This is a genomic window from uncultured Aquimonas sp. (assembly GCF_937888285.1).
GTDB lineage: Bacteria > Pseudomonadota > Gammaproteobacteria > Xanthomonadales > Xanthomonadaceae > Aquimonas.
Genome location: NZ_CALART010000032.1, coordinates 42,341 through 67,061, shown reverse-complemented (window position 1 = coordinate 67,061; position 24,721 = coordinate 42,341). Strand labels below are relative to the sequence as shown.

Sequence of the window (24,721 nt, the reverse complement as noted above, 5' to 3'; positions counted from 1 at the left end):
TCAGTTCCCCGAGTAGGCGTAGGTCTTGAAGAAGATCCGGATGTCGTTGACGCCCTGACCGTCGCGCTGGCCGCCACCGCCCGGAATCAGCGGACCCTGGATGAAGGTGTCGAGCCCGTCGACCGGATCGTTCAGGAAGGTGCCGCCGGGAATGATCATCAGCCAGCGGCGATTCCAGACCGAACGTCCGATCAGGCGGCTGTCCGAGGTGACCTGCGAATCATCGAAGGGCTCGGCGAAGTGGAAGGCGCGGAAGCGACCGTAGCGCCGGATCTCGGTACTGCTCTCCGAGAGCGTGTCGGCCACCGGCAACCAGTCGTAGTCGGTCAGCTCCTGGGTATTGATGGGGAACGGCACTGGAACCGCTTGGTCGACCACCTGCCACTCGCGGATCGTGAAGTCGTTCGCCGAGGGCGCACGCAGCACGTCGGCGCCGACCGGGAACAGGTAGACGCGCGGATCATCGGCCAGAGGCAGGTTGGCATAGTTGCCGAACCAAGCGCCAACCGAGCGGACGCGCGTGCTGAACTGGCTGGAGTCGTAGCTGCTGTCCTGCGGCCCCAGCGCCCAGCCGAAGAAGTTCAGTCCGAAGCTGACATTGGTCGTGAACTCGATCACCAGTCCCGGCTGAGGACCGGCCGACTCCGGCGCAAATGGCCGCGCATAGCGCCTGAACTCGGGCACCCGCCAGAGATCGTCGACCTTGAAGGACTCCAGCTTCGCCCGCCAAGCCTCGTCACCCTCGGGTCCTTCGGGGATCCGGAACAGCTCGCGCCGCAGCGAGAAGCGGTTGGTCTCGACCTGCGGATTGTTGAAGCCCATCTGACCTTTCAGCACGTCGAAGTTCAGGCTCATCTGCGCCATGACGCCCGCCAGGCCGGTCGTGCCTGCCACCGGCGTGCCGTTCAGCACCTGTCCAATGCTGCGCTCACGCACGATCCGGGTCAGGAAAGCCTGCCCGGCCTGCTGGTTGGCGCCCAGCAGATTGGTGTCGTAGTCGTATGCCGCCGCTGCCAGGTAGACGTAGCGTGCAGCGAGATCGAAGGCGGCGCGGTACTTCTGCAGGGCGTCATTGCGGAAGATCCGGAATGCCATGTCCTGGTAGCGGTATTCCTGGATCTCGGCCGCGCCGTTGCGGCGGAAGGCGATCATGCTGTCCATGACCCTGAGCCCTTCGGCGAGGGTGGCCTGATAGTCGCCGAGCAGCTGCTTGATCGCTTCAGTGCGTGCGAACACTTCGGCGCGCAGGATCGGCTCCTTGCGGATCAGCGTTTCCACCTCTCCCAGGGAATTGAACAGGTTGAGGTTGGCGCCGTTGATGGCGGTGTTCAGACCCGCCAGCTCGGTCACGTCCTCCTTGGCCGCCTCGGTAGCGGTGCCGATGATCTCAAGACCATCAGCCACCGTGTCGAGGCCAAGCTTGACGCCGTTGCCGGCCTGCTTGATGCCGCAGCGGATGCCCGAGGTCATGTCACCACCGGCTGCGAGGCCGGCGATGAACACCTCGGGCAGGCACTCGGCCGTGTCCTCGAAGGTGAAATCCGCGAACTCGCCGATCCGGCGCGCGACGGTCGCCGCCGCGTTCATCGCCGCAGTAGTCGCGGTCAGCGCCTTCAGTTCACTGCGCTGGTTGATCAGGATATTGATGTTGCTCTCTTCGATATCGAAGGTCGCACGCATGGTGTCCGCGGCCACTTCGATCTCCTGCCGCAGCAGGTCGTACTGCAGCAGCGCCTGCTTCAGCGCAACACGTGCCTGCACCATCTGCTGCAGGGTCTGCTGCAGACGACCCGGGGCGCGGCGCTGACCGGTCCACTCCGGGGGCTTGGTGAACCAGAAGCCGAAGTCCGGCGACTCGATCGTCGTGTACTCGACCTCCAGCGGCGTGCTCGCATCCAGATCGCCAAGCGGGCAGCCCACGCTCAGGGGCTGATTGCGGCAGGACTGACCGTTGGCGCCGGTCGTGTCGGGCTGTCCCGGCGGGATGGGCTTCAGGTTGAAGAAGTTCATGCCGTTCGGGCTCGGCGAGTACGTCGCCGTGAAGCGCTTGATCCGCTTGATGCCCAGGTCATCAATGCTCTGACCGCTGGTCGGCGGATTGTCCGGATCGGTGTCGAAATCGAAGGTTGTACCGGCCAACTGCGGCACATCGACCATCATGTAGTGGTAGATGTCGGCGCCGTTGTAGCCCGCCGGATAGGTGCCGCCGGGGCCGATGTCGTCGGCATAGGGATAGCCGAAGATCTCGATCAGCCGGTTGGCGAAATCGCTTTCCTGCGAAGCCGAATCGCGGCGGATATCGTCAACCTCGTTCTGGTTGCGACGCATCTGGTTGTTCAGCTGGTTGGCATAGTCCCAGACATTGACCACGTTCTGCAGTGCGCGCAGGGCACGTTCGTAGACCTGCTCGAACTGGGTCCTGTTGAAGTTCTGCAGCTGAGCGGGGTCGATGTCGAACGGCACCACGTTCTTGGCCAGACCCAGCGGGTTCAGTCCGGCATCGGCCTTGTCGACCTGGGCCTGGATGTTGCCGTAGTGGCCGATGATCTCGGTCAGCTCGGAGATCGTGGTGCGGTCGATCTTCTGGATGCCCACCTTGTTCGGATCGGTATCCACTTCCGGCAGGATGGCGTTGACCGTCACCCAGTCGAAGTAGGACGCCATGCCGGCGCGGCGGCCCCACTCGGACAGGCCCCAGGCGCGTTCAGGGCGGGTGTCGGCATAGCCCTGCCACTGGCCATTCGGATTCTCGGTATAGGCGGCGCGATAGGTGAGGTCGACCACTTCGGCGCCGACCCGGGCCTTGGCGGCGGCAGTCAAGGCGAACTGGCGCTCGTCGAGGAAATCCACCGCGATCGGCACGCCGGCGACCAGCACCGCCTCGGCCTGCGGGTTCCACGAGAAGAACGGATGCCGCAGCAGGCCGTAGTAGGTCTTGGCGGCCGTCAGATAGTGACCCCAGGCATCGCCATGTCCCTGCGGGAACAGCTTGCGCGCATCCTGCTCGTTGATGATGCCGTCGGCATTCTGGTCGGTGATGTTGTAAGACAGCGCGTAGGCGACCTCGCCCTGGCCCGTGGTGAAGTTCCAGAACAGGCGGTTGTAGACGGGCCGCGCCGCCACCGGGCCCAAGCTGTTGTCGCGACCGCGCAGCAGGATGAGTTCCTCTTCCAGCAGCGAGGGCAGCTGGTTCTGGAAGTTGAAGATCGCCGGCGCCAGCGAGAAGGTGCCCGAGCTGGTGGTGATGCCGATGGTTGGATCCTGGGCATCGGCATAGGCCTCGTTGCCGAGCAGGGTGTAGAAGTCGACCAGACGCGAGGCCACCAGCAGCACCGCCGAATTGGCCGGGCCGTAGTCCACCGGCGGCGAGGAATCCACCGACAGCTGCAGCGCCCGACGCATGACCGTGGTGTAGGCCTCGATCAGGCCGATCTGGTTGAGGTTGTTCGGGTCGTTGTTGAGCGCGATCGGCCCTTCATAGCGCTGGCCCAGCTGCACCAGCATGCTGGCGTAGTTGTTGGTGGCCGCCTGCGCGAAGTTCTGCACGCGCGCCTCGAACGGGTTGAGGCGGCCGAGCACGCGCTTCACCCAACCCTCCGCCAGCTGCGCGCGCGGCTGCAGCGGGGTGGCGCCGGGCTGTCCCGCCCACAGGCTCCACTGGCTGGCGTTGTTGCAGCCGGGCAGTCCGCGATAGCGCGCCAGATACCAGTTGTCCGACAGGGTCTGGATGTTGGCGCCTTCGATGCTGATCTCGACCGCGCCCTGCGGGTTCGGCAGCGAGAACTGGATCCAGCCATTGAGCTGGCCGGTTTCCGGGCTGGGCAGCACGGTCGGCGGCACGCCGCTGGTGTCGGGCCGGAAGAACCACTCGAAATCCAGCGCATCGACGTTGCCGCCGAAGTCGCCGCTGTGGCGCAGCACCAGCTGCTCGTCGAAGACGTTCGGCGGCGAAATCACATTGATCTGGCCCTGGTAGGGCGCGACCAGGGTGGCGGTGGCCGGCGGCGGCGGATTGCGCAGGCAGCCGACCTCGATCACCTCGAGGCTGACCGGCAGCGGATTGAGCGCGGGATCATTGTTGAAGGCCACGGTCATGTAGCCCGACCCCTGCGACAGGCCTGCCGTCAGCGCGGGCTGCACGCCCACCGCCTGGAAGGGCTCCAGGATGCCGTCGTTGTTGCTGTCCTTGTAGCCGATCAGCACATCGTCAGGCGTCACCGCGCGCGAGCTGTCGCAGATGCGCTGACGGTTCTCGCCGATCCGCGAGCTGGTGCAGATGCGGGTGATGCCCTGCGGATTGCGGCTCTTGCGGAACAATGCCTCGACCGCCTGATCCCAGCTGCAGTTGGCCGCAAGTGTGCCGCAGGCGCCGGTGAAGCCGGACTGCTCGCTGCCGTCGCCGCCATCGAGTCGCTTCAGGGTGACCCGATCGCGCTTGGACAGGACGTTCAGCAGCAGCATGGGGTCCCCCGCCCGGCTGAAGTCGGCGCTGCCCTTGAACACCAGCCGTCGATTGAGTGGCTCGTAACGGAGCCGACTGGCGATCGAGACCGGCAGCTTAAGCGCGCCGTCGCTGGAGCCAACGATGGCCTCGCTGCCATCGGTCTGGAACTCCTTGGCCACGGTGCCGGGGATCACCGGCAGGATCACGAACCGCGGGTTCAGCGGGTCGATCAGCTGCGCCAGGGTGTCGCTGGGCAGCGGGTTCGGGCGCGTCTCCTGGATGTCGTCATAGACGACCTCGACCGCGGCCTGGTTGAGGATGTCCGGCAGGCCGCGCTTCGGCGTCAGCAGGGTCTCGCCGCTGATCAGCAGGGGCACCTGCTCGGGCCAGGCGATGTCGTAGTCGACCTGCAGCGGCTCGACCGGTGAACTGCTGCCGCCCTCGGCAACCGGCAGCCGCGCCAGCCAGGGCACGCAGATGCCCGCCGCGATGTCGTTGACGTCGTTGTTGTTGAGGTCGGTGAAGAAGCCGGCCTGGGCAGGGTAGAAATAGCGGACGCTGCCGCTGCCGGCCGACTTCGCCCACAGCTGGTTCTTGTAGTCCTGGAAGAACGGCGGCGGCGGCTGTTCGCCGACGGCCTGGCCGACCACGAAGGTCTGTGCGCAGCCGGGCAGCAGTCGCACCGGATACGGCGGCGACACCGTGGTGCCGGCGGTGCCGGCGAAGCGGAACTGGTTGAAGCCGGCACCCGTGGCCTGCACGCGGAAGACGCGGAAGCGCCAGAGACCGCTGGCCGAATGGAAGTACTTGACCAGCACATAGGGGTCGGAGGCCGCCGTGGTGTCTCCGGCCAAGGCGCTGCCGAAATCCGAGCGCAGGGCGAACACGGCCTCGAAGCCGGTGCCGGTCTGCGAAGGTGCGGTGAACGCGTGTTCGTCATTGGGGTTGTAGCCCGGCAGACCGAAATCGTTCTGGATGTAGATCCGCGCCGAGGCGAACACCTGCGGGTCCAGCGGCGCCTGGCCGAGATTCTCGCCGCCCTGCTGGCTGGCGATGACGATGCGATCGGGATCGAAGGGCCAGTAGGGCTGGTAGCGAACGGCCTTCTCCGGCCAGTACACGCCGCGCGATTTTGCGTGGTACCAGGCCACAGCGAGCTCGCGGCCCTGGTCCTGGCCGCGGCCAACGGCATAGCGGTTGACCGGAATGATCGCGCCGGTGCGCGCCGCCCGGTTGTAGGCGGCGTCCTGGCCTACGCCATCGTAGAAGGCGAGCTCATTGATCACGAAACCAGTGGTGCCGGGCTCGTTGTGGTAGCTGTCGACCAGGGCCTCGCCGATCTGCGCGGGGACGTTGTCGCTGAACAGCGGCACCGTCGAGTACGGCTGCGAGCGCACCACCTCCACTTCCACCGGGAACTGCAGCGGGTCGATGCTCGGGCCGTTGACATAGATCAGGCTGGCGAAGCCGCTGCGGGAAGCATTGAACTGCCCGGCCGCGTAAGTCGCGCCGCTCGAACCCGTGCTGGGGTTCACCAGCTCCAGCACCTTGTAGTTGCCGGCCGCGGGCTCCGCCTGCACGGGCGCACCGATCACGTGATCCTGCACGCAGCCGACGCCAACCGTCTGTGTGCAGGAGAGCGTCGGCCAGCCGATCACGCCGAGGCTGCTGATCCGCCGCGTCGAGGTCAGGTCATCGCCCTGCACGCGCCAGCGCACTTCGATGCGGCCGAAGGGCTGCAGCGGAATCAACCGCGCCATCCGGCCAGAGCCGGGCGCACCGGGCGCGGCCCAGTAGAAGATCTTGTTGCCGATCGCATCGAAGGGCTCGCCGTCCACGGCGAAATCGGGGCGATAGGTGACGTCGTCGACCTTCGCGTTCGGTGGCGGCACCAGCGGCTGCCCGGCCAGCCAGCGCTCTTCCTCGAAGAAGCGGCCATCGTCCCCCAGGTTCAGCAGGAAGCCATCGCGCGCCTGCGCGATCAGCTGGTCCTGCGGACCGAAGCGTGCGATGCCAGCGAAGCTGCCGCCAACATAGAGACTGCCGCCGCCGTTGTTGCTGATGACGCGGCCACGATCCGCACCGCCGCCGCCAGCGAAGGAAGGCAGGCGGGTATCCGGATCGTTGCGATTGCCGCCGGTCACCCATTGCCAGCCACCGTTGCCATCGACCGCCGCGATGTAGACGTCACTGGCGGCGCCCTGCGAGTCCAGGCTGCCGCGTCCGGCCGGATCGGTGAAGAAGGTCGTCGGCCCGCTGAACGCGCCGGTGAAGTACACCCTGCCCTGCGGATCGACGCTGACGCCACCGCCGACCGCTCCGTTCACGAAGCGCGCCCAGACGCAGTTGGCGTTGAGGCCGCCGATGTCGAAACTGGCAAGGAAAGCGCCGGCACCGCTGGGCGGGGCGCACTGGTTCGGCGCGCCACTGCCGGTGTAGTTGCCGGTAAGCAGCAGGCGACGGCGGCTGCGATCGATGGCGATACCCGAAGGCACCAGGCCCGCCGGCAGCAGCTGGGTGGAACCCAGCGTTGGCGCATCGCCGATGACGTTGCTCACCGGCAGCACGAAGGCCACGCGCGGACGCGCCCGGATCAGCACGTTGTCGATATGCCACCAGTCGAAATAGCGCCCCGCGCCGGCGCTGCCCGAGCCGTTCGGCATGTTGAATCGCAGCCGGAAACCAGCGTGCAGGGCGCGCGGATCCGTCACTGTCAGAGCGAAATTCTGCGGGCCGCTGAATCCACTGTTGAGGCGCAGGATCTCCCGCCACTGGCCATCCACGCCGAGGTACTGGACGAAGATGTCCTCGCCCCCGTCCGGCTGCTCGGTGACCACCGTGTAGGTCGGGGACGCGAAGTCAGAGAACCCGCGCATGAGGTCCAGCGAGACTTCGATCGAGTCCGATGCGCTGGTGTCGAACACCGGGCTGGCCACGTTGACGCCGCCGGCGCGAAGCACCAGTGCGTTGGTGCCATTGAAGAACGAATAGGGCGTGGCACCCAGCAGGCCGCTGGTGGGACTGACTGTGCCCTTGCTGGCATCCGAAGGCGTCCAGCCCTGCAGCGATCCATCGTTGAAATTGCTGGAGATCAGCGACGACAGCGATCCCCCTGCGCCCTGGCCGATCACGAACAGCCGGTTGTCGGCATCCGCGAGCATGTGGGTCGCGCGATCGGTGCCCGAGGCGCCGCCCCGATTGCGCGCCCACAGCCAGTCGCCATTGGTGCTGAGCCGCGCCACGAAGAGGTCGCCGCCGCCCTCCGGGCAGCTTGGGGCATTCAGGGTCGTGGGGCCGAACGAGGCATTGCACACATAGCGACCGGTGACCGCCACCGACTCGGTGACCGGTGGAATCTGGGTGTTGTCACCCGGCAGTGTCGCCGCGCCGGTGGCTTCGTCATTGCCGCTGCCGCCCATCTGGCGGGCCCAGCGCCAGCTGCCGTCGAAATCCAGCTTGGCGACATAGGCGTCGCGATCGGTCGCACCGGGCGTGCCGAGATCGCTGCCGCCAAAGCGCGCGGTGCCGAAGAAGCCGCCGACAATGAACACGTTGTTGGCGGCATCCAGGCTGATCGCGCGCACGGTGTCGACGGACGGCCCACCCGCACGGCGTACCCAGACCACCTGCCCGCCGGCCCTGACACGGGCGATGAAGATGTCCTCCAGGCCTTCGGAGGCCAGAGATTGGCCGCCGTACTCGAGCAGGCCCGAGTACTGGCCGGCAACGATGGTGTCGCCGTTGCTGGCATTGGCGATCGCGGTGACCTCGACGTCGCCGGTGGCCGGGATGCCCATCGGCCATTGCGCCGCCGCGGGCAGGGCCGGCAGGAGCAGGCTGGCCAGCAGCAGGCAGGCGCGGATGCATCGTCTGCCCCGGTTGCGAAGACGGCTTGCGCTCATGTCCGGTGTCCCTGACTCATGTTCACTGCCAACGGGCTCGATACAGGCGTTCATGGCGGTACTCATTGGTTCAGCACCGTCACGGCGGACGCGCGCCGCAGCCGGAACTGGCCGGAAAGGAAGATCGGGTTCTTGTGCAGGCCGGTGATCGATTCGCTGAAGTCGCCGCCGACCAGGGTGTCGCCCCAGCCCGGCGGGTTGCGCCCTTCGGGGTCTTCGGCGACGAAGCGGAAGCTCAGGTTGCGAACGACCTGGTAGGCCTCTTCCACCGTGTTCAGGAACTGCGGATCGAGGTTGTCGTGATCGGGGTGGTAGCGATGCAGGAAGGGGTTGGTCGGCAGGTTCGAGGCGATCACCAGGGTGCCGCCCACCTCACCGCCGGGCCCGAAGTCGCCGTCGAGTTCGATCTCGTTGCCGGCGAAGTCGTAGGCGACCGTCGAGAAGCGCAGGCCGACCGGCTGACCATCCCGATTGACCGGGCCGGTGTAGAGGCTGATCAGGTTGGGATCGGTGATGAGCACATGCCGACCCGGCTGGTCGACCTCATTGAAGGCCGGGTTGATCGCGCTGGGTCGACTGGTGCCGTCCTGCCACATCTGGATCACATCCTTCAGCAGGCGCGCATTGCCCGCCGCGTCGACATGGATCAGCACGCGCTGGCGGAACGGACGCACCACGGGGCGCGGCTCGGTGCCGCCGCGCTGGGCTTCGCTGACCGCGCGCACTTCGACGTCACCGACCCACAGGCCGGCATAGCTGGCCGCGGCCGGCGTGCCTTCGGTGGCGCCCCGGCGGAGCGCTACCGGCTGCACCGTGTTGCCGCCGGCAGCCAGCAGCACGCGCTGTCCAAGCTCGTCGGTGATCTCCAGCACTTCGTCCATGCGATCGGCGCTGAACTGGGTGCGTCGAACGCCGAGCGTCACGAACACGTCCCTGCCCGCCGGAGCGTCCACCACCAGGGTCTGCTGCAGGTCCGGCCAGCCGGTCTCGCCGGTTTCCTCATCCTCGTTGAGGAAGGTGAGCGGCATCGCGCCGCCGCCGATCCGGCGCAGCTGGAAGCTGCCCGGCAGGCCGCTGAAGTTGCGCAGCACCAGCCGGATCTCGTCGAGCGCGGCCGAGTACTCCAGCGACTCACCCTGATCCAGCACGAGGTGCAATCGGCCCTGGTAGCGCGAACTGCCGTCGGTATAGATCCAGTAGGCCCGACCGGGCTCGATCAACGTCGAGCCGGGGCTGGTGACGCGCTGCCACTGGCCCGCCGCGCTCAGGGCATAGACCGGCTGACCGCGATGCGCCTCCGAGGACGCGAAGAAGTCGGCAAAGCTGGGCCGGTTGCCGGCAGCGACCGGAAGCCCGGTCAGGGTGAAGGCATCCGCCGTCCAGCGCGTCGGGCGGAAGCGCGGGATGCCGCGGATGACGAGGTTCCGGTTGATGCTGCCCTCCAGCCTGACCAGGTAGGCGGCATTGCCGTCGATCGAGAACAGGTTGGTCAGGAAGGATTCGGGACGGGGCTCGGGGAACCAGGCGAACCAGCCGTCGACGTTCTCCAGCCCTTCCGCCGGATCGCGGATGAACTGCGCGCCGTCGGGATCGGGCCGGTAGCGCCAGACGCTGGCGACAGGAAGGCCGGCGAAGACGCTGGCGATCGACTTGTCGACCGGCTCCAGCTCGATGTGGATGGCGTTCCAGCCCGGGCGCAGCTCGATGGTCTGCTCAAGCTCGGCGGCGCGGCTGGCGCCGGAGATGAAGGTCAGCAGGACCAGCAGGCACAGGCGGATGGAGGCGAGGGTCATGGTCTGGGTGCTCATCCGCGGTCACCGGGCAGGGCCGGCGGTTGCAGGGGCTCTGCAGGGGCCGGCGGAGAAAGGGGATCAATGGCGGCAAGCGCCTCGTCGCGCACGACCGTGCGCATGCGCCCGAGCAGTTCCTCGCGGAACTCGTGCTCCATCTCGGCCAGGCGCTGCTGCCGCAGGCCCTGGCGGATGCCGTCGGCGAGCTCCTCGAAGCTGCGGCTGCGGCCGGCATCGACATCCACCAGCCGCAGCAGGTAGATCGCGTCGGCACCACGGATGGGCGTGCTGAGCGCCCCTGGCGCCGGCAGCGCACGCGCTGCGGCAAGTACGGCAGGATCCAGACGACTCGATTCCTCCGCGGGGGCGGCGTCAGCGATCCAGCCGACCAGCCCACCGCGCCAGCGGGTCTCAGGGTCTTCCGAGTAGGTGTTCGCCACCGCGCCGAAATGCGGCACCGACGCCGGCAGCTGCCGAGCCTCTGCCAGGGCCTCGCCCGCCCGGCGCTCCGCCGCCTGCCAATCCTCCGCGCTGGCGTCTGCCGCCACCGCAAAGCGGATCAGCGCGAGCCGCCGGCGCGCCGGGACCGCGTAGTCCGCGGCGGCCGCGGCATAGCGCGCCTGCACCTCGTCCTCGCTGATGGTGATCGCCGCCTGGCGCTGGCGCAGGCTGCGCTGCAGGTACTGGTTGGCGAGCAGCTGGTCGACCGCACGGCGGATCTCGGGGTCCTGGTCGATGCCCTCTTCGCGCGCGGCCTGCACCATCGCCTGCTTCAGCACCATGTCGTCGAGCAGGGCACGCTTCTGCTGCAGGTCCTGGTACTGGCCGGGACGACTGCCGCCGCGGCGACGCATCTCGTCAATGAACATCTCCGCGCTGATGTAGTCGCCCTCGACCTGGGCCACCCATTGGGTCGGCGGCGGCGCAGCCGCGGCCGGCTCAGGCACTGGCCCACGCAGGTACCAGCCCGTCGCAAGGCCGGCGGCGAGCGTGGCGAAGGGCAGCGCGACGGCGAATACGCCAGGGCGCGAGGATGAGGTGCTCATCGGGAATCTCCATCGGCGACTTCGCCGTCGCAAGCGTTGAAGGCGACCACTTCCACCCCTGCGGTCGCCCACCATTCACGCGCGCCCGGGATCGCCGGGAATCGCTGCACCGCGCCGTCGCCGGCATCGAGCAGCAGGCCCGTCCCGGCGCTTCGCAGGCTCGAGAAGCGCGGCTTCCAGGGCAGCCACTCACCGACCTGCTGTGCGCTGCGCAGGCGCAGCCAGCGGCCGCTGGAGGCCTGCAGCGCTTCGACCTGGGCAAGCATCTGCCCGCGACGGTCACGTGAACTGAGCAGCACGCGCTGGCGCGCCTCGGTGGTGACGCCCGCCAGCAGCGGCGAGGCGGCATCGATGCGCAGTCCCGTGCACGCGGAAGCGAGGGCAAACATCGGCCCCGCGGCGGGACTCGCGGACGTGAGGCTCTCGAAGCCGTCGCGGAACACGATGAACTGGATCACGTCCTCGTCCGCGGCCGTGTTGTTGCCGATGTTGATATCGGTCGCCGGTGCGGTCGGCAGCGCGCTGGCGGTCTGGATCAGCAGCGCGGCGACGGCAGGATCGGTCTGCGGGTCCAGCCGGGCACTGAGCAGGTAGCGCACCGACTGGCCGCGCGCCAGGCTGACGGTCTGGCTGATGCCGCCGCTGCCCGACGGCGCGCAGCTCGCGCCACCCTGCCCTGCACAGGTCCAGCTGGCGTCGATCAGGCCGGCCGCCAGCGGCACCTCGACCTGCACCGAGGTCGCCGTGACCGAGCCGATATTGGTGACCAGCACGGTGTAGGTCGTGGCGTCGCCGGGCTGGATCAGGCTGACGCCGTTGCTGATTCCGACCTGCAGGTCGATGCCGGCCACCAGCGTGGTCTGCTCGACCGCGCTGTTGTTGGCCTGCTGTGGATCCTGGCCATCGCCGCCTCCGATCGAGGCGACGACTGTCAGCGTTGCCGGCGGCGCCGGCAGCTGCAGCAGCCTCGCATCGAGCACGCGGCTGCTGCCGGCGCGCAGCGTGCCCAGGTCGCAGTCGATCTCGTTGCTGCCCGCCGGCGCGCAGGACAGGCCGAGCTGCGCCTGCACCGCGGCCGAGAAGCCCAGCCGCAGATTGACGCCGACCGCATCCGAGGGGCCGAAGTTGTCGACCTGCACCAGGTACGGAAGCGCGATCGATCCGCTGGAATCGAAGGGATCGAGCGGATCGACCAGGCCCACCGCGAGGTCATGCGCGACGCTGATCGCGTCGGTGTCGGTGGCGCTGTCGTTGGCCGACTGCGGGTCGGTCGGTGCGCCCTGCACCTGCACCGTGACCGTATTGCTGACGCTGCCGCGCGCTTCAGGCGCCACCTGCACATCGAGTTCGAACAGCGCGGTCGCGCCGGCCGTCACCGCGATCACCTGGTCGATGCTGCCGGTGCCGCTGGCCGGACAGCTGCCGCCCCCCTGCAGGCTGCAGGTCCATTGGGCGTCGCGCAGCTGTGCAGGCAGCAGGTCACGCACGCGCACCTGCGGTGCATCGCTGGGGCCGAGATTGTTCACCGCGATGGCATAGAGCGTGCGCGCACCTGCAGTGACGGTGGTGACGCTATTGCTCTTGCTGACCGAGACATCGGCGATCGCGATGACGTCGGTGCTGGCGCTTGCAGTGTTGTTGGAGAGATCGGGATCGGTGGCATCGGGCTCCAGCACCAGGCTGACCGTATTGACCAGCGCGCCCAGGTAGCTGGAGGCGATCGGCGCATCGATCTCGATACGCAGCGTGCCGCCGACCAGCACCGTGCCGGTCATCGCCAGGCTGCCGCTTCCGGCGGCCGGACAGCTCGATCCGGCACTGGCCACGCAGGTCCAGGTCGCGCCGGCGAGCGCGGCCGGCAGCGTGTCGACCACCTGCATGCCGAGCGCATCGCTGGGCCCGGCATTGCCGACCTCGATCACATAGTTGAGGCGCAGCCCGGCAACGGCCTGCACCGGTCCGGTCTTGGTGACCGACAGGTCGGACACCGCGCGGATCTGGGTGAGGTCGGTGCCCTCGTTGTTCTCAGGCGCGGGGTCGATGCCCTCGCCCGGGCTGACGGTGGCCACATTGGTCAGCACGCCGCGGGCACTGGGATGCACGCGCACCGCGTACTCGTAGCGCGCGCTGCCGTCGACGCCGAGGTCGACCGTGGCGTCGATGCGGTCCGGATCGGTCTGCGCGTCGAGGCAGCGCGACAGCGCCTGCTGGCGCAGCACGCCGAGTCGTCCCGCGGCCTCGCTCAGATACATGCGACCGGCGCTGTCGATCGCGCCCAGGCTGAGCTCCGGCGTGCCGGTGACGGCCGCCGCGGGCGGCAGGCGATAGCGCAGGTCCAGCGCGCCGTCGGCCCAGTCGCGGGCGAACACGAACAGCGCACCGGCGCTGTCGGCCAGATACAGGCGCGAGCCGGTGGCATCGAGCTTCAGATCACGCGCCGCCGCCAGTTCGGGAATGGCCGAGACCACGGACTGTGCAACCAGGCTGCCATCAGCCTGCGGACTCAGGCGGCTGATCGCCTGGCTGCCCAGCACGTAGAGCTGGCCGTCACCCGGCGTCAGCGCCAGCGCGCGCGCGCCGGCCAGCGCCGCCATGCCCGGCTGGTCCTGACGCAGTCGGCCACGGAACTGCAGGCGACCGTCGCCGCCGATGTCGAAGCTGCTGACCGCCTGCGACAGACTCGCCGCGGCATACAGGCGACCGCCATCCGCCGACAGCGCGAGCCGGCGCACGCCGCGGATCACATTGCTGTCGGGCACGATCGTGCCGAGGCCATCGGCGACGCGCTCGACGAAGGCGAGCTCGCCGCTCTCCGCGCTGCGGCTGAACACCGCGATGGCATGCGAGCTGGCCGAGGCCACGAACACGAAGCGGCCGTCGACGCCGAGATGCACGTCAGCCGCGCCCTGCAGGCCGGCGACGCCGTTGACGCCGGACTGCAGGCGCTGGCCGAAGCTGTGGGTCCCGGTGTCGGCGTCGTAGCGCAGCAGCACCAGGCTGTTGGCGCTGCTGCCGGTCACGTAGATGTGCCGGTCATCCGGCGACAGGGTCACCATCGAGGCACCGGCCAGACCGGCCACGGTGGTGCTGCCCAGGGTGGCGCCGTCGACGATCACCTCGGGCGTGCCGGGCAGGCCCTGTGCATCCAGCGGGAACACCAGCAGGGCTCCGAGGCTGGGGTTGACGGCGTACAGGCGCTGACCGTCAGCCGAGCGCCGGCTGGCGCCGATCCCGGCGATCGCAGTCACGTCCGCCGGCGTCAGGCGCAGCAGATCCTGCACCGGCAGGTTGGCGCTGCAGCTCCAGCTGCCCTCGCCCGCCACCAGCCCGGCATTGACCGCCGGGAAGATCGGCAGCGGGTCGAACAGTCGAGCTTCCAGCGCATCGGACACGCCGGCATTGGCCAGATCGATGGTGTAGGTCAGCGGCAGGCCGGCCACTACCTCGCTGAGGCCATCCGTCTTGCTCACCGACAGGTCGGGCTCGGGCTGCAGCAGATCAGAATCGGTATCGACGTTGTCGAGCGGGTTGAGCTCCTGGGCCGCGATCCGGGTGTCGGCGCGCAGGCTGTAGTCGAGCGTGCCCAGTGCGTTCGGGTAGATGCGGCCGCCCACGCTGAACTCGACGCGTCCCTGGGCCTCGATGTCAACGCTGACCTCGCCGATCGGGCCACGGCCGGCAAGCGGGCAGCGCGAACCGCGCGCACGCGCCCACACGCCCAGGCCACCGGCATCCGCGCTCGCGCTGTACAGCTGCTGGCGATCCGACGCGCTGACCAGGCTGAGCCCGCCGCCCAGCGGCGGCTGCGCGCTGTAGCTGTCGAGCAGCTGCGGCTCTTCGGGCTGCAGGCTGAACAGGAACAGGCGTCCGGCGGCACCGACATACAGGCGCGACTGGTCGGACTCGAACTGCAGGGCATCGGGCGTGACCAGGCCGCTGACGCCGTTCTCGCCCTCGCGGATGACCTTCGACAGGCTGAGGGCCGGCGTCTGCAGCGGATCGAAGACAAAGCCGGCGACGGTATTGCTCTCGCCGCCCGTCACCCAGACGGTACTGCCGGCGAAGCGGAGCGCACGCGGGTCGATCAGCAGGCGCTCGGGCAGTTCGAAGTCCTGCACCAGCGCGAACGGGCTCAGCGCGCCAGTGGTCGCATTGCGCGCGAACGCCGCCAGCGACTGGTTGCTGCCCGCTGCCACCAGCAGGTGGCCGGCGCTGGCGCTGAACTGCAGGTCGCGGATGTCGTTCAGACCATCCACGCCGCCGACCCCCTGGCGCAGGATGCTGGCCGGGCTGAGCAGGCCGGTACTGGCATCGACGTTGAACACCGCGATCGCGCTCTCGACGCTGCCCGCGACGTACAGATGGCGACCGTCCGGGCTCATCCGCAGGCGATGGGCGCCGCCGATGCCGTCGATGCCGAGTTCGCCGTCCTGGTACTGCGCCCTGAAGCTCAGGCTGCCGTTGCCCGCATCGCGGCTGAACACCGCCACCGAGTCGGAGCTGCGGCCCGCCACGTAGACAAAGCGCTCGTCATTGGACAGCAGCAGGTCGGCAGCGCCGCCGATTCCGCGCACGCCGTCCTGCTCGTTGACCAGCACCGCCTCGACGCCGGTCGGCAGCACCGGCAGCGACAGCGTGCCGGTGAGCGGGTCGCGACTCAGCAGGGCGACCGCACCGACACCGCCGAGGCTGCCGGTCACATAGGCCTGGCGGCCGAAGCCGGCGGGCACGATGGCGGTGTAGCTGTCCAGGCTGCCGGCGAAGCTCTGCCGCAGGTCCAGCGCGCCAGCCTTGGGGAAGGCTTCGCAGGTCCACGCGCGCTCGTACAGCGCAGCGGGCGCAGTATCGGTGACGCGCACGCCGACCGCGTAGGACGGACCGAGGTTGCGGACTTCCGCCAGATAGTCGACACGCCCACCGGGCACGGCGGTGGGGCTGCCGTCATCCACCGTGACCACCAGATCGGAGGCCGGCGACAGCACCGTGTTGTCGTCGGTCGAACTGTTGTTGAGCTCGTTCGGGTCGACCGCGCCCGCGGCCGACACCGTTGCCGTGTTGACCAGGCGCCCGGTGGCGCTCTGGCCGACGACGCCGGTGGCGGTGAACACCACCTGGCCACCGACCGGCAGCTGGGTGATCACGTCGATGTTGCCGTTGCCGCCCAGTGGACAGGTAGCGCCACCGCTGGAGCTGCAGCTCCAGGTGACTGCGCTGAACTCGGGCGGGAAGGTGTCGACGACCCGCGCTTGACTGACCGCACTCGGCCCGAGGTTGTCGACCTGGATCACGTAGCTCACGGACTCGCCGGGGGCCACGCCTCCGAGGCCGTCGAACAGGCTCGCGCGGTAATCGAGGGCACCGGTCGACAGCGCGGGATCGGCGTCGACGCTGCGGTTGAAGGTGCTGATGGCATTGTCCAGCGAGCCCACCGCGTAGACGTGGGTGCCGTCGGCGGAGACATGCAGGTCGGCGGCACCGTCGAGGCCCAGCACCTGACCACCGCTCAGCGGAGCGGCATCACCCGAGCGGACGATACCGGAGAACACCGGCGCCGCAGTTCCGCTGATCCGATAGTGCGCCAGGCTGCGGCCGCTGCCGCTGGCGACGTAGAGGTGCTGGCCGTCGCCGCTGAGCCGGATGCCGCGAGCGCCGAGCAGACCCTGCGCGCCCTCGACGCCCTCGCGGGCAATGCCGGCGACGCTGAGCGCGCCATCGGCACTGCTGCGGTTGAAGCTCACCAGGCCGCCGCTCAAGCCGCCGGCGGCAAACACGCGTGCGCCATCGGCGCTGATCGCGAGGCCCACCATGCCGCCCAGGCCGCCGATGCCGTCTTGGCCGTTGACATAGCGGCGCAGGTAGCTGAGCTGGCCGAAGCCGGCGCTGCCGGCGTTGGGATTGCGCGCGAACACCGCCAGCGTGCTGCTGGCGGCCCCGAGCGCATACACATGCCGGCCGTCGGGCGATACGGCCAGCGCATTGATGCCGGCGATGCCGTCCACGCCGCCGACACCGTTCTGCACCAGGCCCTGGTAGCTCAGGCGCCCGTAGTCGGCGGCGCTGCTGTCGGCCGAGCGCGCGAACACCGCGATGGCGTTGGCGAAACTGCCGGCGACATAGAGGTGTCGGCCATCGGCACTGAGCGCCAGCGCGCTGGCACCGGCAAGGCCGCTGACGCCAAACACGCCGTTCTGCTCGACCTCGACGAACTCCAGCTCCACCGGTGCCGGGCGCCGCCGGAACACAACGACGGTGTTCTCGATCGGGCTGACCGCGTACACGTGCGCGCCGTCGGGACTTGCCAGCACGCCGGCCACGCCACCCAGACCGGTCACCGCGCCCACACCGCTGCGCAGGACTCGGGCGAAGCGCAGCTCACCGGTCTGCGGCTGACCCGGCGCCTCGATGCGGCGGAACACGCCGATCGCGTTGTCGGTGGGGCCGGCGACGAACAGTCGGCTGGCATCGCCGCTCACTGCGACCGCGCCCGCGAGGCCGTCGAACTCCGCGAGGCCGTCATCCTTGCGGATCGCCAGATCCGCCACCAGGGCCACCACGTCGGTGTCCGAGGCGGAGTTGTTCTCCGGCGTGGTGTCCTGCGGAGCCGTCAGCGTGACCGTATTGGTCAGGCTGCTGCCCACGGCAACACCGCTGCTGACCCGCGCTTCGATCTGGAAGGTCACGCTGCCGCCGGAGGCCACGCTGATCGGCACGTCCACCAGATCACCGGTGCCGCTGGCCGGGCACTCGCTGTCGGCTTCGCGGCGGAAGGCCGCGAGGCCGCCGGCGATGGCGCCCTCGGCGCCGGGCGCGAGGCTGCCGGCGACGTAGACGTGATTGCGCAGGCTGTCGACCACGAGGCCGGTTGCGCCATCCAGGCCCTGCACGCCGCCGGAGCCGGAGGCCCGCAGGCCGAGGAAGCGCAGCGTGCCGGTGACGTCGTCGCGCACGAACCAGGCGACGCTGCCGCCGGCCTGGGCAGTGACGTACACATGCACGCCGTCGCTGCTGAGCGCGACGCGGCGGGGGCCCTGCAGGCCCTGCACCTCGGCCACGCCCTGCTGCAGGCTGGAGCCCAGGCTGAGCTGGCCGAAGCTTCCGCTGGCTGGATTGATCTCGCGGTTCAGCACCAGCAGGCGATTGGCGCCCGTGGCGGCGAGATAGAGCTGTCGTCCCTCGGGATCGAAGGCGGCGCCGGAAGCGCCGTCAGTGCTCACCCCGAACTGGGCGGCACCGCGCACAGCGCGGAAGCTCAGGCGTCCGCTGGCGCTGTCGCGGTCGAACAGGGCCACGCTGCCCGAGGCGCCGGACAGGGCGTACAGGTGCTCGCCATCCGGGCTCAGGACAAGGAACTCGACATCGATCAAGCCTGAGACCACGCCGCCGGCGTCGGACGCATCGTCAACGCCCTCACGCTCGCTTTCAACATGGCTGAGCTGACCGGTCCCGGCATTGCGGCTGAACACCGCGACGGCGGCATCGTTGGCGCCGGCGACATAGAGGTGCGCACCGTCGGCGCTGAGCACGACATGCAGCGCCTGATCCAGACCCACCACGCCCTGCACTGTCTGCCGCAGGGCCAGCACCGGTGTGCTGCCGCTATGGCTCAGCTCGAACACGTTCAGGCTGTCGGATTCGCGGCTCGCGACGTAGAGGAAGCGGCTGTCGGCGCTGACCGCCACCGAGCGCGCACCCAGCAGCTGGCTGACCGGGCTGCCGCCGAGGTTCTGGCCCTGGGCCACGCTGGTGGCCAGCTGCAGGCGGCCATCGACGGCATCGCGGCGGAACAGCAGCAGGCGGCTGTCGAGCACGCTCACCGCCGCCAGGTAGGCCGGCAAGGGTCCGGCTCCATCGCTGTCCGGCACCAGAGCGAGGCCGGTGACGCCGCCAAGACCGGGCTCACCGGCCGCGTTGTTGGCATATGCCGCGGTGAAATCCAGTGCGCCAGAGCCAGCGGCGGTGCAGGTCCAGCTGACCGAGCCGGGCTCGAAGCCGGGCAGCGCGCTCAGGCGGTCGTTGATCTCGACCACCGAAGACGGCGTGTGCCGCAGATGGCTGGGCCCGGCGTTGCGCACCACCACCTCGTAGCGGACGGTCTCGCCGCCGACCACCGAAACCCGGTTGTTGGTCTTGCTGACCGCGAGGTCGCCGCGCGGCGTGAGCGCGGTCGAGTCCTGCGCCAGGTTGTCGAGCAGGTCCGGATCCTCGAAGCGCGCCGGCCGCTCCACTTCGGCCAGGGTCTCCAGCGTGCCGGTCGCGCCGGGACGGATCATCGCCTGCACGCTGTACTCCAGCGTGCCGCCCACGCCGAGGTTGACGCGGTCATCGATATCGCCGCTGCCGCCTGCGCTGCAGCTGGAGCCCGCGCCCACCGCGAACGAGGCGATCGCACGATCGCCGAAGCCCGCCGCGTAGACATTGCGCGAGTCGGGGCTGAGACCCACCGCATAGACATCGTTGAGCCCGTCGACGCCCTCAAGCCCGTCGGTGCGCGTCTCCAGCAGGCTGAGGCCGCCGTAGCCGGCGCCGCTGCGGTTCAGATCGCGATCGAAGACCAGCACGCTGTGGCCGAATTGGGCGGCGACGTAGACGCGGCGGCCGTCGGCGCTGACCTGCACATCGCGCGGGCCGTTCATCCGCGACAGGCCCGGCTGGTTTCGGCTGTACTGGAAGGCCGGCGCCAGGCGTCCGAAACCGGGACTCGTGACATCGGTATTCCGGCGCAGCACGAACAGGCTCGAGGTGGTCTGTCCCACCACGTAGACGTGCTCGCCGTCGGTCGGCAGCGCGCCCTGCGGCATCGACAGCGACATCAGGCGCGCGCCGCTCTGCAGGTTCAGCGCCTGCACGAAGCTGAGACGTCCACCTTCGCCGGGCACCAGCGAGCGGTCGCGGTTGAACACCACCACGGCATTGGAAATCGAGCCCACGCCGAGCAGCTGGCGGCCATCGCGGCTGACCAGCAGATCGCGGATGCCCGACAGCCCGCTGACGCCGGCGCTGCCGTTGCGCACCTGCCCCTGGTAGCTCAACGCTCGCGTGGTGGGATCGCGCGCGAAGATCGCGATCGCCGCCTCGAAACTGCCCGAGACGTACAGGTGTCTGCCGTCGGGATCCATCGCCATGCCCTGGGCGCCGAGCAGACCGTCGACGCCGCCAACGCCGTCCGCGAAGCGGGTGACATAGGTGAGGCGACCAAAGCCGCTTGCGGGCTCCTCGCTCACATTGCGCTCGAACACGGTCAGCGTGTTGCGATCCTCGCTGGTGACGTAGACGCTGCGGCCGTCGGGGCTGACCAGCACGCGGCTGGCGCGATCGAGTCCCGCCACCACGCCATCCTGTCCGTTGACATAGCGCGCACGGAACTCCAGGTGGTCGCCCTGGGTGGCACCGTCGACGCCGCGACGGCTGAAGCGTTCGAACACGCTGAGCGCGCCGTCCTGCAGGCTGACCGCATACAGATGGCGGCCATCCGGGCTGACCGCGAGATCGGCCGGCGACAGCAGCCCAGCCGTACCGGCGATGCCATCGCGCTCCTGCTCCAGGAAGGCGAACAGGGGGTCCGGCGCGCGTCGCGCATAGGCATGCAGGGGGCGGCCGCTGCCGGAATCATTGGCGACCAGGACATGGCGCCCATCGCCGCTGACGGCCACCGCACGCGCTGATGCGAGACCCGGCGTGGACACCGCGTCGTAGAGGACGCGGCCCTCGCTCAAGGTGCCGCTCAGGGTGTCGCGACGGAAGCCCAGCAGGCTGCCGGCACTGGCCGACACCCGGTAGAGATGTTCGCCGTCCGGCGCAAGCGCGAGGCGACCGTCGCCCGCCAGCGGGTCTGCCGCCGAGCCCGGCGCGTCGGTGGCGCTGCGGGTATAGCTCGCCACCGCCGTGAGGCCGGCATCGGCATAGGTCAACAGATCGAGACGTGCCGACGTCGCCGAGGCGGCGTACAGGCTTCGATTGGCGGGCACCAGCGCCAGATCGACAATGCCGGCCAGGCCGGTGCTGAAGGCCGCCCCTTGAGCGCCAAGGCGCCCGAGCGGGCCGCTGGCGGCTTCGGTATTGAGCGCGTACTGCACGATCTGGCCGCCGCTGCCGGCCACGAACAGGCGTGCGCGGGCGCGATCCAGGGCCAGTGCCGATGCTCCAGTCGGCACGGCGTCGGTGTGCACGCTGTCGTGAATCGGCAGGCCGCTGGCCGGATCCCGTCGGAACACGCTCACCGCCGCCGGGCTGCTGCCGCTGACGTAGACGTGGGTGGCGCTGGAGACGATGCGCTGCGCCTGCACGGGCACGCCCGTGGACACGGTTCCGGCGTAGGACAGTCGACCGAAGGCCGGATCGGCCGGATTGCTGACCCGGTTGAAGCTGACCAGGGACGGAACCCCCGGTCCGCTGGCCGGGCGGGCCAGCACGAACAGCAGCGTGCCGTCCGGGCTGAGGCTCAGATCGACCGGATTGAGCAGGCCAGCCACCGTAGCGCCGCTGTCGCTGGGGTCGTTGGTGCCGTTGGTTTCGGTTTCCAGCACGCTCAACTCGCCGAAGCCCTGTCCGGGCACGGCATTACGGGCGAGCACCTGGATCGCATTCGCTTCCGGCAGCACGAGGTAGGCCTGTTCGCCGCCTTCGCTCATCAGCAGCGCGCCCGCCTTCTGGTTCTGCAGCCCGCCGACGTTGGCGAAGCTCAAGTCGCCTGGGATCGGCGTGATCGCCGAGCAACTCCAGGACACGCTTTCCAGAGAGGATGGGAACAGCGCGGAAACGCCGGCGCCGAAGGCGTCGTCCGGCCCGTCATTGCGAACCCGGATCGAGTAGCTGGTCGGAGTGCCCGGAACGGCCTCGCTGCGACCGTCGGTGAGCGAGATCGACAGCGCCGAGACGCCGGTGAGGCCCGAGACGGCGGTCGCCGAAGCGCTGCCGGCCGTGGACGAGACGGTCGCCGTGTTGACCACCTCGCCGCTGGCGATCGCCGTCGTGCGGACCGCCAGCGCGACCTCCACCACACCGCCCGGATCCAATCGCAGCGTCTGGCTGACCGGCCCGCTGCCCACGCCTGGCGCGGCGCAGCTGCTCAAGCCGGCGGCCTGCAGCACAGCGCACTGCCAGGCGCCGGTGCTGGCCTCCAGCAGGGGGCTGGCCAGGTCGTCGGTGAGCACCGCATTGCGCGCCACGCTGGGGCCGGCGTTGCTGATCTGGATCCGGTAGTCGAGATCGAAGGGCGCGCCGCTGGCTGAACCATTGGTCGGCACTACTGAATCCAGCACCTTGCTCAGGCTCAAGTTGGCGGTGGGCACGAGCAGGGTGTTGGTATCGCTCGCCGTGTTGTTGGCCGGGACGCTGTCGATCAGGCCGGCCGGCGGCGTCGCCTCGGCATTGACCGCCAGCGTGCCCAGCGCGCTTGGATCCAGGCGGCCGCTCAAGATGAACTCGACCCGCGACTGCGGCGGCAGGTCCACGCCCTGGTTGATAGCGGCGGCATTGATCGGCGGGGTCAGCCCGGTCGTGCCGCAGACGCTGCTGTTGGAGGTGCAGCACGCACCGTCGAACGCGCGGCACTGCCAGCGCGCGCTGCCGGCCGCGAAGCCCGCGTCGCCATCGCTGGCAAGGATCGGCAGCGCGGTCTGCAGGTTGACGTTGTTGGCGGTCAGGGTGCCGTTGTTGCGCACCACCACGGTGTAGGCATGATCCAGCCCCGGCACGGCGGACGTGAGACCGTCGTTGACCGTCACCTCGATGTCGGTGCTGGCCTGCACGCTGACCGTGCTGCGGGCGCAGATCGTGTTGGATCCGCTCAGCGGGCAGTTGCCTGCGCCCTGGTCGCTGACACCGAGGCCGGTCTGGACCCGCGCCAGCGCATCGTTCTGCAGGCTGCCGCTGGCATTGGCGCCGACGGTGGCGAACACCCTGAGCGTGCTGCTGCTGCCGGCGCGCAGCAGGAAGCCCTGGTTGGCGAAGGAGCCGTCGCCTTCGACCAGTTCAACCGTGCAGGTGTCCGGCGTCAGTGCGGCGACGCTGCCATCGTCGTCCGGACAGTAGCGCCAGCAGGGTGTGGTCTGCCCATTGTTGCTGCAGGCGCCCGAGGCGAGGTTGCGGCCCAGCTGAGCCGAGAGGGTGTCGCTCAGCAGGATCCCGGTGTCACCCGCGATATTGCCGACATCGCTGGGCCCCAGGTTGCTCACCGTGATGTCATAGGTCAGCGCGCCGCCGGGGTTCAACACCGCAGACGAACTGGTCTTGCTGAGTCCGATCCGCACCTGCCGACGCAGGGTCGCGCGCCAGCTGCTGCTGTTGTTGCCCGGAGCCAGGTCCGGCTGGTTGCCGACGATGGATGCGGCAATGTCGATGGTGCTGGCGCCGGCATCGCTGGGATAGGCCAGGGTCAGTCGCGCGGTGACCGTGCCGTTGACCGCGATGCTGCCCAAGGCCACGGTCAGGCTGCCCGTGCCCGAATCCGCCGTGCAGCTGGCGGGCGTGACGCAGGACAAGGTCGCCGCGCTGACCTCGGGCGGAAGGCTCACGCTCAGCTGCGACCCCGTACTGGCGAAGTTGCCGTTGTTGGTGACCCGGATGTCCAGGGTGTTGCCGGTGGTACCCGGCGTGTAGGTGGCGCTGGGAGTGCCGACCGGGGATGCCGGCACGAACACCACCGCCAGATCGGCCTTGACCAGATCGAGGTCGGCGCTGTCGCTGTTGTTGCCGGAAGTCGGATCCGTGGTGCCAGCGGGCGCCGTGACGCTCGCGGTATTGACCAGCGGATCCGCCTGCGTGCCGGCGGCGATGCTGGCCGGGACGGTGAAGCTGAGGCTGCCCCCGGCTGGAATATCGAGGTCCAAGCTGAGGTTGCCGCTGCCGGCTGCAGGGCAGGTCGCCCCGCCCGAAGCGGTGCAGCTGCGCGTGCCAAAGCTGACGCCTGCGGGCGCGGTATCGGCCAAGGTGGCAGCGATCACATCGCTGGGGCCGGCGTTGGCGACCACCACCGTGTAGCTCACGCTGCCCGGCGCGCTGTAGGTGGTCGCCGATGCGGTCTTCACCACCGACAGGTCGCTGCGCAGACTGCGCGTGCTGCTCACCGACAGATCGAGCGAGTTGCCGCCGCTGGGCGTGACGACCGCAGGGACGACCAGAGGACTGGCGGTCATTGAAGAGGCGAAGCTGGCGGTGATGGTGTACCTGAGCTCACCGTCCGTACTGCCTGCCCGAGCACCCACCACATCCGCACTGCGGTTGAGATTGCCGCTGCCGCTGGCGTTGGCACAGCTGCTGCCCGCGCCCATCGCACTGCAGGCCCAGCTGACGGTGACCCCCGGTGGAAAGCTGGTCGTCGTCGTCGGCGTGTTGGCCGCATCGCCGCGGTTGTTCACCACGAGCGTGTAGGTCGACGGGACGGGGTTGCCGGGGATGTAGGTTGACGGGCCGCTGAAGGTCGAATCGCCGAGGTTGGCCTGGGCCCACACCGGCGAGGCGCCAGCCAGCAGGGCGAGCGCCGCCCAACGACGTGCGACGGATATGACGGAACGCGCTGGCTGGGCCACGGGCGAAATCCTG

General features: G+C 69.1%; 4 protein-coding genes. All 4 read right to left on the bottom strand.

Annotation, left to right across the window (positions count from 1 at the left end; all coding sequences use genetic code 11):
• Complete coding sequence (locus tag Q0654_RS08885) at positions 1-8,346, bottom strand: hypothetical protein (protein WP_298852881.1); 8,346 nt, start codon at positions 8,344-8,346, stop codon at positions 1-3.
• A 62-nt stretch (positions 8,347-8,408) separates the two neighbouring features.
• On the bottom strand, positions 8,409-10,154 hold the full coding sequence (locus Q0654_RS08880; protein ID WP_298852879.1) for a hypothetical protein: 1,746 nt from the start codon (positions 10,152-10,154) through the stop codon (positions 8,409-8,411).
• The gene (locus tag Q0654_RS08875; RefSeq protein WP_298852877.1) at positions 10,151-11,182 is read right to left on the bottom strand and encodes a peptidyl-prolyl cis-trans isomerase; all 1,032 of its coding nucleotides are present in this window, start codon (positions 11,180-11,182) and stop codon (positions 10,151-10,153) included. Before Q0654_RS08875 ends, Q0654_RS08880 begins: the two co-directional genes overlap by 4 nt.
• Positions 11,179-24,708: a beta-propeller fold lactonase family protein gene (locus Q0654_RS08870; RefSeq protein WP_298852875.1), complete on the bottom strand. Its 13,530-nt coding sequence runs from the start codon at positions 24,706-24,708 to the stop codon at positions 11,179-11,181. The genes Q0654_RS08875 and Q0654_RS08870 overlap by 4 nt, the downstream gene beginning before the upstream one ends.
• Positions 24,709-24,721 lie beyond the last annotated feature (13 nt).

What these genes read in the sequence shown, in the direction of transcription:
- Q0654_RS08885 (WP_298852881.1), bottom strand. Translation starts at nt 8,346, where the DNA reads ATGAGCGCAAGCCGTCTTCGCAACCGGGGCAGACGATGCATCCGCGCC.
- Q0654_RS08880 (WP_298852879.1), bottom strand. Translation starts at nt 10,154, where the DNA reads ATGAGCACCCAGACCATGACCCTCGCCTCCATCCGCCTGTGCCTGCTG.
- Q0654_RS08875 (WP_298852877.1), bottom strand. Translation starts at nt 11,182, where the DNA reads ATGAGCACCTCATCCTCGCGCCCTGGCGTATTCGCCGTCGCGCTGCCC.